14 protein-coding genes are annotated in these 11,471 nt (G+C 46.7%); 9 read left to right on the top strand and 5 right to left on the bottom strand.

Annotation, left to right across the window (positions count from 1 at the left end):
* Nucleotides 1–255: 255 nt before the first annotated feature.
* The 9 genes from H6F56_RS03805 to H6F56_RS03765 all read left to right on the top strand — a co-directional run bounded on the left by H6F56_RS03805 (nt 256) and on the right by H6F56_RS03765 (nt 8,527).
* A complete protein-coding gene (locus H6F56_RS03805) occupies nt 256–1,068 on the top strand; it encodes a M15 family metallopeptidase (protein ID WP_190665819.1) in 813 nt (270 codons plus the stop codon).
* A gap of 177 nt (nt 1,069–1,245) precedes the next feature.
* The gene (locus tag H6F56_RS03800) at nt 1,246–1,956 is read left to right on the top strand and encodes an ATP-dependent Zn protease (RefSeq protein WP_190665528.1); all 711 of its coding nucleotides are present in this window, start codon (nt 1,246–1,248) and stop codon (nt 1,954–1,956) included.
* 1,872 nt (nt 1,957–3,828) lie between these two features.
* Nucleotides 3,829–4,347: a phycocyanin subunit beta gene (locus H6F56_RS03795; RefSeq protein WP_190665527.1), complete on the top strand. Its 519-nt coding sequence runs from the start codon at nt 3,829–3,831 to the stop codon at nt 4,345–4,347.
* 78 nt (nt 4,348–4,425) lie between these two features.
* Nucleotides 4,426–4,914: a phycocyanin subunit alpha gene (gene cpcA, locus H6F56_RS03790; protein ID WP_190665526.1), complete on the top strand. Its 489-nt coding sequence runs from the start codon at nt 4,426–4,428 to the stop codon at nt 4,912–4,914.
* Nucleotides 4,915–5,167: 253 nt separating this feature from the next.
* A complete protein-coding gene (locus H6F56_RS03785; RefSeq protein ID WP_190665525.1) occupies nt 5,168–6,034 on the top strand; it encodes a phycobilisome linker polypeptide in 867 nt (288 codons plus the stop codon).
* 81 nt (nt 6,035–6,115) lie between these two features.
* A complete protein-coding gene (locus H6F56_RS03780) occupies nt 6,116–6,481 on the top strand; it encodes a phycobilisome linker polypeptide (RefSeq protein ID WP_190665524.1) in 366 nt (121 codons plus the stop codon).
* Between the two features lie 26 nt (nt 6,482–6,507).
* Nucleotides 6,508–7,347 (top strand): HEAT repeat domain-containing protein, encoded by an 840-nt coding sequence (locus H6F56_RS03775; protein ID WP_190665523.1) that lies wholly within the window; start codon nt 6,508–6,510, stop codon nt 7,345–7,347.
* Between the two features lie 161 nt (nt 7,348–7,508).
* Nucleotides 7,509–8,168 (top strand): HEAT repeat domain-containing protein, encoded by a 660-nt coding sequence (locus tag H6F56_RS03770; RefSeq protein WP_242031855.1) that lies wholly within the window; start codon nt 7,509–7,511, stop codon nt 8,166–8,168.
* Between the two features lie 56 nt (nt 8,169–8,224).
* Entirely contained in the window at nt 8,225–8,527 is a 303-nt protein-coding gene (locus H6F56_RS03765; RefSeq protein WP_190665522.1) for a Dabb family protein, read from the top strand.
* 97 nt (nt 8,528–8,624) lie between these two features.
* On the opposite strand, the gene H6F56_RS03760 is transcribed toward H6F56_RS03765, so the two are convergent.
* The 5 genes from H6F56_RS03760 to clpS all read right to left on the bottom strand — a co-directional run bounded on the left by H6F56_RS03760 (nt 8,625) and on the right by clpS (nt 11,344).
* Entirely contained in the window at nt 8,625–9,029 is a 405-nt protein-coding gene (locus H6F56_RS03760) for a fasciclin domain-containing protein (RefSeq protein WP_190665521.1), read from the bottom strand.
* A 436-nt stretch (nt 9,030–9,465) separates the two neighbouring features.
* The gene (locus tag H6F56_RS03755; protein WP_190665520.1) at nt 9,466–9,663 is read right to left on the bottom strand and encodes an NblA/ycf18 family protein; all 198 of its coding nucleotides are present in this window, start codon (nt 9,661–9,663) and stop codon (nt 9,466–9,468) included.
* A 93-nt stretch (nt 9,664–9,756) separates the two neighbouring features.
* Complete coding sequence (gene psb34 / locus H6F56_RS27070; protein ID WP_190665519.1) at nt 9,757–10,179, bottom strand: photosystem II assembly protein Psb34; 423 nt, start codon at nt 10,177–10,179, stop codon at nt 9,757–9,759.
* Between the two features lie 363 nt (nt 10,180–10,542).
* On the bottom strand, nt 10,543–10,836 hold the full coding sequence (locus tag H6F56_RS03745) for a DUF2103 domain-containing protein (protein ID WP_190665518.1): 294 nt from the start codon (nt 10,834–10,836) through the stop codon (nt 10,543–10,545).
* Nucleotides 10,837–11,050: 214 nt separating this feature from the next.
* Nucleotides 11,051–11,344 carry an ATP-dependent Clp protease adapter ClpS gene (gene clpS / locus H6F56_RS03740; protein ID WP_323797570.1) on the bottom strand — a complete coding sequence of 98 codons (294 nt, stop codon included), beginning with the start codon at nt 11,342–11,344 and terminating at the stop codon, nt 11,051–11,053.
* Nucleotides 11,345–11,471 lie beyond the last annotated feature (127 nt).

The raw sequence follows: 11,471 nt of genomic DNA, 5'->3' as shown, positions 1-11,471 counted from the left end.
AATTCATTCAAATGATTGTCTGGACTTTGTCGTCTCTGCATTCTCCTTGGCAAGTGCGATAAGTAAATAGGCAAATTAAGTGCGGTTGAGTTTGAAAACCTGGGGCTTGAGCAGCAAAGATTTACGGGCAATGTGGCACTGAGCGTGTAAAGGAATAGTGTAGAAGCCCAACACGATTGAGTTGCCGCAGATGTTGATAAATAGGTCTGCATATACAATGATTGAGTGTTGGATTGAGTGCGGAGAGTGGCTCCCTTGAATAAGGCTGGTTCGTCTGGAAAACCCTTGCACAACTCAGTACCCCCTATCGACGATATTCCTGTTGCTTTCCGCGATACTCCTGAGCAAAAACCCCAGTCTCGGTTTTCGCGGGGATGGCTGATTGCAGGACTGGTGGGATTGGGAGTTACGCTCGTTGCCGGTGTGGGGTTTGCTTTAGTAGAAACACAATCGATGGCGTCGCGGCAAACGGCAGAAAGCACCCCAAGTGCCCCTGCAAGCGAGTCAACACAGCCCCAACCTACTGCCGGCGCGACGAGTAGTGTTGAGGAGCAAGAAAGTCTTTTAGGACACAAGCGCTATGCGGAAGCGCCGGCAGCAGAACTCAAGCCGGTTGCGCCCGATGGCAGCATTAAAATGCGTAAAGCCGCAGCAGAAGCATTTTTAGCGATGCAGGCAGCCGCTCAGGCAGAGGGCATCAGCTTGGTGCCGATTTCTGGCTTTCGTACGATTGACGATCAACAGCACTTGTTTTTTGAGGTGAAAGCGGAACGGGCACAAGTGGCAACCAAACGGGCGGAAGTCAGTGCGCCTCCGGGTTATAGTGAGCATCACACCGGCTACGCCCTTGATATCGGGGATGCAGCAGTGCCGGCAACAAACGTAAATCCCGAATTTGAAAACACAGAAGCTTTCAAGTGGCTTTCGGCGAATGCCCCTCGCTATAGCTTTGAGCTGTCATTTCCCAAAGATAATCCTCAAGGTGTCAGTTATGAGCCTTGGCATTGGCGCTTTGTCGGCGACTCCGATAGCTTGGAAACGTTTTACAAAGGGCAGGGCGCGAAATAGTTGGGACAGCTTAGCGAAATAGAGGAAGAGCTAGGTTTAATCACTGCTCGTGCAGAGATCGGTTGTCGCAAGGTTGCGAATTGTGAGGTTAGTCGTTAACAATAGTTAACAATTAACTGATTTTTACCATCGCTGTACGGGCCGGTTTGCAAATCGGCTCCTACCCACTAATAAATAATGAGTAAGATTTCCCTCAATCTCATTGCCATAACAATTTTTACCCTGACACTATCCAGCTTGTTAGGGCCAATATTTAATCTCTCCCCCGCAGTGCCGGCAATCGCGACTTTTTGCCTGTTAGGACTCGCTACTTTGGATACCCTCAGCTGGCAGGGGCAAGGCGGTACACTGCTGGTAGATTGGCTGGCTGGTGCCTCTGGTGAGCATCGTGAACGCATTGTTCGTCACGAAGCGGGTCATTTTTTAGTTGCTTACCTCTTGGATATTCCCGTTGCCGGTTACGCCCTCAATGCCTGGGAAGCCTTCAGGCAAGGACACTCAGCCCAAGGCGGCGTGCGGTTTGATGATCGAGAATTGGCGTTGGAACTACAGCAAGGGCGTCTTTCCACGCAGCTGCTAGATCGCTACTGCACCGTCTGGATGGCGGGAATTGCGGCTGAAACCCTGATCTATGGCAGTGCTGAGGGAGGCTCTGAAGATCGGCAAAAAGTTAGAGCGGTTTTGACTCAATTGCGGCTTCCCCAACAGGGACAGTTAAAAGAGCGTTGGGCATCTTTGCAAGCGAAATCTTTAATTGAATCTCATCAATCAGCTTACGAAGCTTTGGTGGCGGCAATGGCACAAAGGCTGCCGGTTGATGAGTGTTGCCGATTAATTTCTGAGTTAACAAACCCAGCTACAAAGGGACTCGGCGATTCATCTAGCTGAAATAAGTAGCAATACTTAATCATCGTAGTCTAGAACCTGGAAAATCTGCCATATAGAGTAATTCTATTTGAATTTTGAACAAGCAGAGAACATAAAAAGCTTGTAGTGCCGGCATCTTGCTCGTTAATGTTAGGGCTACTAACGCTTTTAGAAATATAAGAATTTTGGACTATTTTTTTACCGGCAAGTCTATGTCTTGCATTATCGTCAGCAATGATTTCTGCCAATGCTATCAATGCAAGCGCTAATCGGTTGTCAGATTTCTTCCGGGCAAGATGCCGACACTAGAAGCTTTTCAGGTTGATGATCATTAATCAATCATAGAAAATTGCTATAGCTTTGGAAATTATGTTAAGTGAGGTTTGAACTAAATAGGTACTGATTGCTAGGCTATCATTTAATCCCATACATTAGCTCAGTTAAAATCTACGATACCAAAATTAATCTTGATATTTAATTTTAAAATAACACCCTTGAATGTATTTAACAAAGAACGTTCTCGATACTACAAATCTGACTTTTAAGCTTAAAATTGTGCGCTGAAAAACTAATAAGCTTACTTTTTCCCCGGCTCTTAACTTCCAGACATTTTCTAGTGGGTTTCCCTAGGAACTGTCACAACTTCAATTTTTACGAGTAGGGCGGCAAGCCAAAGCATTCTTAATCTCTAAGTTACAGGAAAGCCGGCAGCATTACATCCCTGGGGCAGAATTTCTTAATTTATGAACATAGGAACAATTAACATCGGCGATCTTTTGTTTTTCCTCCGCAGTACATCCCGTTGCCGGTTAGATATCTTGTTTTTGTAACAATCCAACTGCAAATCCCTGTAAATTTGGCCGGTTTGGCGTTCCCGAAACCGGACAGCCGGTGCTGGTATGCCTGCAGACAGATCGAACTCTGCTTGATTGCGCTGAAAAATCTAGCGTCATGGAATCTTGAAGTGCTTTGACTAGTAAAGACGCGAAAACTAGATAACTTCCCCATCCGCCTATTCGGCTTGAGGAAAAGTACGCTGAAAGTGGCAACGCAAAGAATACCTCACGAGTCACGAGATACCGCCTTCAGTCTGAATGGGCACAATTACTTATATAGTTACAGTCAAGGTTAAGATCCACCTTCGGGCTAAATGGGCATAATTACTTATGCCTGTAGAGCTAAAGTTAAATAAAGGTTAAAGATAAAATTTCTTAACAAATTTTAATAATAAATGGTGCAAGGGCGTTGTATAAAAATAACCTGAAGGGTATGGAGCGCAGGCAACAGCCCGAAAAAAAGGATTTACCAAAGTTTTCCAATTTCTCATAAAACTTGGTAAAGTCTTAAAGAGTTGGTCTGAGACACGATGACCCTTATCCGTTAAAGTGGGACAACAGACGAGCAATCGCACGTTAACTCACCCAGGCCACCTACAAAATGCTGGAGTCAGTAGAAGCGTTTTTGCTATCACGCTCTAAGCATAAGTTAGGAGTCAGGAAGAAACGGAAAGGCGAGTGAATTAGTATCAAGACGAAGGGATGATTTCCAAGATTTCCAAACTCCTTAATGGAGGGAGGATAGAAAGGCAATTGGCACCGTCTTGAGGAATAAGATGCTTTATGTCAAGTGACAAAAGCAGCGAATTTCCTCTAGAAATTTCTAATTCCAAACCGGAAAAAGAAAGTGTCAAAAAACTGTAAAGTTTTCTCAAATTGTTGAGATGTTGGTGTAAAGTTACAGAAAGTGTGTAACACTCAACATTTAAGAGCAACGAAAGCCGATGTTGTTGCTGTTGTTTATAGCGAGCCATTACGGCAGCTCCAGTAGCTTCAACTGGCTCAGATGCACAATTTGAATGCAGATCCAACTAAATCAAGATAGGAGACAGAGTTCATGCTAGATGCATTTTCCAAAGTCGTTGCCCAAGCTGATGCCCGGGGTGAATTCCTCAGCACCGCCCAACTCGATGCTTTGACCAACATTGTCAAAGAAGGCAGCAAGCGCTTGGATACCGTCAACCGGATCACCAGCAACGCTTCCACCATCGTTTCCAATGCCGCTCGTTCTCTGTTTGCAGAACAGCCCCAGCTGATCCAACCCGGTGGAAACGCCTACACCAACCGTCGCATGGCTGCTTGCTTGCGCGACATGGAAATCATCCTGCGTTACGTCACCTATGCATTAATTGCCGGTGATGCCAGCGTTCTTGATGATCGCTGCCTGAATGGTCTGCGCGAAACCTACCAAGCCCTGGGCGTGCCCGGTGGTTCCGTTGCCAACGGCGTCCAAAAAATGAAGGATGCTGCTATCAAGATTGCCAATGACCCCAACGGTGTCACTCCTGGCGATTGCAGCGCCTTAATGTCTGAACTGGCCAGCTACTTCGACCGCGCCGCCGGTGCAGTAGGCTAAACCCGCTGATATCCTTCAGCAAGTTCTCACATTTCGACGAAAACTTTGTAGCAAAACCATTCGGGAGACAATCTAACAATGAAAACCCCCATTACTGAAGCAATTGCAACCGCCGATACCCAAGGCCGTTTCCTCAGCAACACCGAATTGCAAGCCGTTGACGGGCGCTACCGCCGCGCAGCTGCTAGCATGGAAGCCGCTCGTGCTTTGACCGGCAATGCTCAAACCCTGATCAATGGTGCAGCCCAAGCGGTGTACAACAAGTTCCCCTACACCAACCAAATGCAGGGCAATCAGTACGCAGCCGATCAGCGCGGTAAAGACAAGTGTTCTCGCGACATCGGTTACTACCTGCGTATGGTCACCTACTGCTTAGTTGCTGGTGGCACCGGCCCAATGGATGAGTTCCTGATTGCTGGTTTAGATGAAATCAACACCACCTTTGAACTGTCCCCCAGCTGGTACATCGAAGCTCTCAAGCACATCAAGAGCAATCACGGTCTGAGCGGACAAGCCGCCACCGAAGCTAACACCTACATCGACTACGCCATCAACGCCCTGAGCTAAAAGATACGCTCTATAGCGTCTTTACGATTGCGTAGTCCGGCAAGAGATGTCCGGATAGGTAGGCAGGGGCTAGCAACAGGCTAGTGGTTGTTTACCCGTCCGGGCATCTTCGTTTATATAGACCTAAAACATAGCTATCAGCAATAAGATTGAGGATTTTAGATTTGGGATCGGATTTAAAAACTCATGAAAGCTGAAAGCGATTGCACAAGGTTTGGCTGAAAAAGCTTGTTGTTAGTTGGGAGAATTTTAAATGGCTATTACAGCAGCAGCATCCCGCTTGGGAACCTCAGCTTTTAGCGAAGCATCCCCAGTTGAATTGCGGAGAGATTGGAGCCTGGAAGATGTTGAGGGCGTGATTCGTGCCGTTTACCGGCAGGTTTTAGGCAACGACTATCTGATGAAGTCAGAACGACTCACCAGTGCAGAATCCCTTTTGAAAAATGGCAGCATCACCGTGCGAGAATTCGTGCGCTGTGTTGCAAAATCGGAGCTTTACAAATCGAAGTTTCTTTACAACAATTTCCAGACGCGCGTCATTGAACTGAACTATAAACACTTGTTGGGTCGCGCTCCCTATGATGAGTCTGAGGTGATTTTCCACCTAGACATCTACGAAACCCAAGGGTTTGATGCCGAAATCGATTCTTACATCGATTCTCCAGAGTATCAAGAGAGCTTTGGCGAAAATATCGTGCCTTACTATCGTGGTTTTGAAACCCAACGGAGTCAAAAAACCGTAGGCTTCACCCGGATGTTCCGGCTGTATCGCGGTTATGCCAACAGTGATCGCTCTCAGGTGGAAGGCAATAACTCCCGTCTGGCTCGCGAACTCGGTCAAAATCGCTCATCCGCCATTGTCGCTCCTTCCGGTGGTTCTGAAGGCTGGGCATATCGCACATCTCAAGATTCCACTCCCACTACCAGTTTGGGTGGCTCTTTAGGGTTTGGTCAAACGGGTAAAGTTTACCGGATTGAAGTAACCGGCGTTCGCAATCCCGGCTATCCTAGCGTGCGTCGCAGCAGCACTAGCTTTATCGTGCCTTACGAGCAGTTATCGAACAAACTGCAGCAAATTCAGCGTCAGGGCGGTAAAATTGCCAGCATTACGCCAGCCTAAGATCGTTTTGAATTTTGAAGAGTCAAAAGTTCAAAGTTCAAAGTTAGTGTAAGACTTTCATCTTTAGGAGATCGCAAGAATATGCTTGGTCAATTAGCTTATGGGAGAGCGGCAAGCAGCTCTTCTGGTAGCCGGCTCTTTCGGTACGAAGTCACTGGTTTAGCTCAAAGCGAAGAAAGTGACAGAACAAATTACCCCATTCGCCAAAGTGGCAGTGTGTTTATCACAGTGCCTTACAACCGGATGAATGAAGAAATGCAGCGCATCCTTCGCATGGGTGGCAAAATAGTCAACATTTACCCGATGACCCCTGAAGGTAATGCTGAATTTGAGAAGAGCAGGAAAGCTGCATCGGAGCATCACCATGAGGGTGCATCGGAGCATCATCATGACGCTGCTTCCGAGCATCACCACGAAGGTGAAGGCAAATCGGAGCACGATAGCTAAATAAGCCATCTGACAGTACCAGACCCATGCAGGATTATTTTGAACCGGCACCACCCGCACCAGAAAATGGTGGCGAATCTTTAACCGTAGAGCAAGCAATCGCAAATCTGCGGGGTGATGACCTGGGTCTGCGCTACTATGCAGCTTGGTGGCTTGGCAGGTTCAGAATTCGGGAACCGGCGGCAGTTGAAGCTTTGCTGGCGGCTTTGGAAGATGAATCTGACCGTACAGACGATGGGGGATATCCCCTGAGACGCAATGCAGCGCGGGCACTGGGCAAACTGGGAGACCAGCGTTCAGTGCCGGCGCTGATTTGGTGTTTAGAGAGTTCAGACTACTACCTTCGAGAAGCTGCAGCGCAATCTCTGGAAATGCTCAATGCTGCTGCCAGTGTGCCGGTGTTGATGCAAATGCTAGCCGGCGGTGTGGAAGCGGCTGTGCTTGTTCCGGGAAAACCCCACCTCGCCCAACCTTACAATTCAGTCATCGAAGCGTTAGGAACCCTCCACGCTACAGAGGCGATTTCCCTGATTCAGCCGTTCCTGGAACATCCGGTTAAGCGGGTGCAATACTCCGCAGCACGAGCGATGTACCAGCTCACAGGCCAATCGATTTATGCAGAACGCCTGGTTCAAGCTTTACACGGCGATGAGTTACAGTTGCGCCGGTCGGCTTTGATGGATCTAGGGGCGATTGGTTATTTGCCGGCAGCCGAGGCGATTGCTGAAACTTTGGCAGAAAATAGTCTTAAGTTGATTGCGCTTAAAGGCATTCTAGAACATCAGCTAGGGAGTAACCCGACACAACCCCCTTCGCTGTCTGATAATGCGATTCAGGTTATGACGGTGATGGATTCGCTTTTGTGATGATATGCCGGCAATCTTGAGTTATAAAAATTATTGATAATCTGTACTTCAGGCTTCTTGCAAAGTCTTAGGTTTTGATTTTTAACCACAGATGGACACAGATGGGTTAATAGTTAATGTGCCATAGAGTTTGACGTTTGGAGGTTTTTGCAAGAGGTTTAATGTTTAGCGATGCAATTATGACCAAGGATGAAAGCATTCAAAAATTGATTCAAGCCGTTGATGAGGCGGATTCTGCTGATGGCTTGTTAAACGCAGTGAAGGCGCTGGCGGCTGTTCGCTCACCGGCAGCGATTCCGAGTTTGATTCAGGTTTTACGCTACAACAACCCCGGTGCGGCAGTGGCGGCGGTGGATGGGCTAATTTTACTCGGTGAGCCGGCAGTTCAGGCTATTTTAGATCAGCTTGATAGCTATAACTACGGTGCGAGAGCTTGGGCGGTTCGCGCATTAGCCGGCATCGGTGATCCCCGTGGCATCGATTTACTGATCTCGGCTGCTGAAACTGATTTTGCCTTGAGCGTGCGCCGCGCGGCGGCTAGAGGGTTGGGCAATCTACAGTGGGTTGGGTTATCAAGTGAGCTGGTTCGGGACGATCAAGAGCGGACTTACAATACATTAAGCAAAGTTTGTCAAGATCCAGAATGGGTTGTGCGCTATGCCGGCATCGTGGGATTGCAAGGGTTGGGGAGTGCAGTGCCGGCAGATCGTCCCGCTTGGTTTTCTCAACTTTTGGCGCAGTTGCAGCAAATGGCGCAAGCAGATGCAGAATTGGTAGTTCGCGCTCGTGCTGTGCTGGCAACTCAGACGCTCACTGCCTAGCCTGGTTTTGTGGAACCAGAGAAATTTAATCTCGTTTTTTCTAATAGGAACATTGAATGATCAAGCATATTGTCATGTGGCGGTTAAAAGATACCGCAGAAGGCGCTTCTAAAGAGGAAAATGCCGGCAAGATGAAGGAAATGCTAGAAGCGCTGCCGGCAGTTATCCCAGAAATTGAGCATCTTGAAGTGGGCATGAATGGCATTGAATCACCGGCAGCTTACGATGTGGCACTGTATTCTGCCTTTGCCAGTTTCGAGGCGCTGGATACTTATCAGAAACATCCAGAACACGAAAAATGCAAAGAATTTATCGGCAAAATAGTTAGCGAACGTGCCGTGGTTGACTACGAAATATGATAAAGTTTTGCGCCTAAATCGTTCCTTAAAACAGTTGAGGGGCAGCGACTATAAATAATCGCTGCCCCTCAGATAGCATTCACTACTTAAGCGTTGGTTACGCCGGAATCAAAACTGTGTCAATGATGTGGATGACACCATTATCAGCAGCAACATCTGCTGTTGCAACGGTGGCATCATTGACCTTGACGCCGCCATTGGAAGCGTCAATTTTCACGTCTGAACCTTGAACTGTGGTTGCTGAATCCAGCTTCACCACGTCAGATGCCATTACCTTGCCTGAAACGACATGGTAGGTCAGGATTTTCTTAAGCGTTGGGATATCCTTAAGCAATCCTTCTACTGTACCTTCGGGCAGCTTAGCAAAAGCTTCATCAGTCGGCGCAAAAACTGTGAAGGGACCAGCGCCATTTAAAGTGTCTACCAAATCAGCCGCTTTGATTGCAGTAACTAGGGTATTGAATGAGCCAGCATTGATGGCAGTTTCTACGATATTAGCCAAGTTGTTCACCTAGTTTTGTGTCTTTCTGTTTTCAACTATAAACCTTTTTAAAACGAAGAATATCTACTATTAGGCATAGATATATTTTGTTGATTTGCTCTCAGAAAATAAGCCATTTATATTACACATAACATTAAAAGTGTTTTTTAGATTAAGGAGAAATTAATTTAAAAATAATAATTAGATAAATCTTGATTGACAGCACATAAAATGGCGATATGATGTTAGGGATCGGTAGCTTAACATAAAAAAAAGCTCGCCGCTAATACAAGGATTGCAACAAAGCTTTTTTATATTTTGAAGATTATTTCACCGGCTCTCAGGGGAGCTTTGGCAAATTGACTGTCTCGGCTGTATTTAGCAACTGTAGCGTGCTTGAATCCTCAAGCCGAGATAGGGCTTTCTTTTCAAATGGTCGGATAATTGCTGACCGGCTTTAGATAGAACTAGCGCCGGCATCGATATTCCACTCGTGCTTCAGAAATTCCTTGTACATCGTTTCCTGCATGATCATCTGCTTGTGCAACATGAGCAAAAAATCCTGGGCTTGCTCACGAGACATTTGCTGCACTTGGTGTGCAAAGCTACGGATGCTAAATTCTTGTTCTAAAGATAATTTGATAGGCTGATTCATGGCTGGCTCCTGTGCCGAATTTGGGCGAAAACTAGAGGGTCAATGCTAGCTAGATATCTTGGTTTAAAGCTAAATATCTAGCTGTTGTTACACCTAGCTGACAACAAATACAGTCAATAGCGTTAAGGCAACGAACACGATAGCAATTGCGCCTTGAAAGGCATAACGCTTCTGCTGTTCTGATGAGGGATACTCTGCCAAGGACATAGCCGGCTGCATTGCGTAGTTATTGTTAAGTCCTTCGTTATCTACGGTGCGTCCTGCCGGCACCTCAAGCAATTGAGTGGCATTGCTGCGTTTATAGGCTTGGGCTTCTGCGGGGATTAATTCACTGCCATTACTGCGAAGGGTTGCTGCGGCTTGTTTCCCTTTCTTGCCGGCTTTTAACTCACCTGTTAGATCGAAGTGCATTTCTAACGGTTCGTCGATGTAATTATCAGCTTCCATAAAGAAGCTGTCGGCAGTCATACATTCGTCTAGGTTGAGGGTTTTCCCTTGTTTATCGGTGTAGCGCATGGGTTTGTGCCCTTTTGTAAACTTATGTAAACTAATATAACACGATATTTACAAATTGACCGAAAAGCAGTAGATCCAGAAATGACATGGCTCATTCCTGGATCTCTGTTTGGCTTAAAAGTGGCGAAATTGTCACCGGCAATCGCGCAAAGGGTAAAACTCCTTATCTCTAAGGTTTTCAGCAAATTTTGTCAGGCCGGCAAAGGAACTTGATGCCGCCTGCATTTTATTTCTAAAAACCTTAGTGGATAAGGAGTGTGGCTGCGAGATAGCGACGGGTTACACGGCGCTACTTTTAGGCTTATGTATTAGAAGGCAAACGCTTTAGTCTTTAAATGTATTGCCTTAATCAGCAAGCTTGACTTATTTCTTTAATAACAAGGCAATTATCTCTTCCAGCTCATTCTGGCTCAAGCTGGTGATGACAAAGACTTCTTGAACCGTTTTACCTTGTCTCGCCAGCACTTTAAACCCGCCACGAATGGGAACGGACACCCGTAACGTCATCCGAGGGGTGTGACCCTTAACATTGCCAATGACGCCTGGAGTGATGGTTTGAATATCGGCATACTTTGTCAGCCGTTCCAGGATCGCAATCAAACCGGGAATGTGAGTCGAATGATTGAGAACTAATCGAGCACTGGAAGAGTTGCCCATAATAATTTAGACCAAATAACTACCCCCCTAGTCTAGGGCCGGCCTAGCCCAAAAAAGTGAAAAGCAAAAAGTGAAAACTTATCAGGGGGACAGTCAGAGAACCGAAAAAAGAAAAGAGCCGGCACCAGACGCGCCGGTTTTCATTTGAGTTTGTGCCGGCACTTGATAATGATTGCCTCACAAACCCGATGAAATTCTCACCGACTCCTTAACTTTAGGCTTTCTCTAATGGAGCCATCGTTAAGCCGGCACGACTGAGCTGCTGGTGATAAAGCTCAGCTTGCTCTTGCGGGCCAACCCAAACCGTGGCTTGGCCGTCCGAGTGGATTTGGTTGGTCAATTGCCAAGCCTGATCGCCTGTCATCCCCGGAATATACTTCATCAAGCATTCAGCAACGTGCTGAAACGTATTGAAATCATCGTTCAACACGATTACTTTGTAGTTGGGATAGAGTTGCCGTGTAACTTGACTGGCTTTATCGGGAGCTACCGTTGGTGAAGTGGCCATTGCGTGAATAGCTGCTGAAAGTACCGCAGTCATAAGGCAGTTACCGAATTTATCTTTACAAAATGATACAACCTAAGTTTAATCATATTTTAACAGTTAATTAGCGAAGGGCTTTGATAATTTTCGG

Origin of the sequence: Microcoleus sp. FACHB-672 (assembly GCF_014695725.1) — a bacterium.
GTDB lineage: Bacteria > Cyanobacteriota > Cyanobacteriia > Cyanobacteriales > Oscillatoriaceae > FACHB-68.
Note: the sequence above shows the minus strand (reverse complement) of the source record. Positions and strands in the feature narration are given on the sequence as shown.

Bases quoted from the DNA above. Each gene is read 5' to 3' on its own strand.
- H6F56_RS03775 (WP_190665523.1), top strand. From the start codon at position 6,508: ATGCAGGATTATTTTGAACCGGCACCACCCGCACCAGAAAATGGTGGC.
- H6F56_RS03800 (WP_190665528.1), top strand. From the start codon at position 1,246: ATGAGTAAGATTTCCCTCAATCTCATTGCCATAACAATTTTTACCCTG.
- psb34 (WP_190665519.1), bottom strand. From the start codon at position 10,179: ATGCGCTACACCGATAAACAAGGGAAAACCCTCAACCTAGACGAATGT.
- cpcA (WP_190665526.1), top strand. From the start codon at position 4,426: ATGAAAACCCCCATTACTGAAGCAATTGCAACCGCCGATACCCAAGGC.
- H6F56_RS03770 (WP_242031855.1), top strand. From the start codon at position 7,509: ATGTTTAGCGATGCAATTATGACCAAGGATGAAAGCATTCAAAAATTG.
- H6F56_RS03765 (WP_190665522.1), top strand. From the start codon at position 8,225: ATGATCAAGCATATTGTCATGTGGCGGTTAAAAGATACCGCAGAAGGC.
- clpS (WP_323797570.1), bottom strand. From the start codon at position 11,344: ATGGCCACTTCACCAACGGTAGCTCCCGATAAAGCCAGTCAAGTTACA.
- H6F56_RS03785 (WP_190665525.1), top strand. From the start codon at position 5,168: ATGGCTATTACAGCAGCAGCATCCCGCTTGGGAACCTCAGCTTTTAGC.
- H6F56_RS03745 (WP_190665518.1), bottom strand. From the start codon at position 10,836: ATGGGCAACTCTTCCAGTGCTCGATTAGTTCTCAATCATTCGACTCAC.
- H6F56_RS03795 (WP_190665527.1), top strand. From the start codon at position 3,829: ATGCTAGATGCATTTTCCAAAGTCGTTGCCCAAGCTGATGCCCGGGGT.
- H6F56_RS03755 (WP_190665520.1), bottom strand. From the start codon at position 9,663: ATGAATCAGCCTATCAAATTATCTTTAGAACAAGAATTTAGCATCCGT.
- H6F56_RS03780 (WP_190665524.1), top strand. From the start codon at position 6,116: ATGCTTGGTCAATTAGCTTATGGGAGAGCGGCAAGCAGCTCTTCTGGT.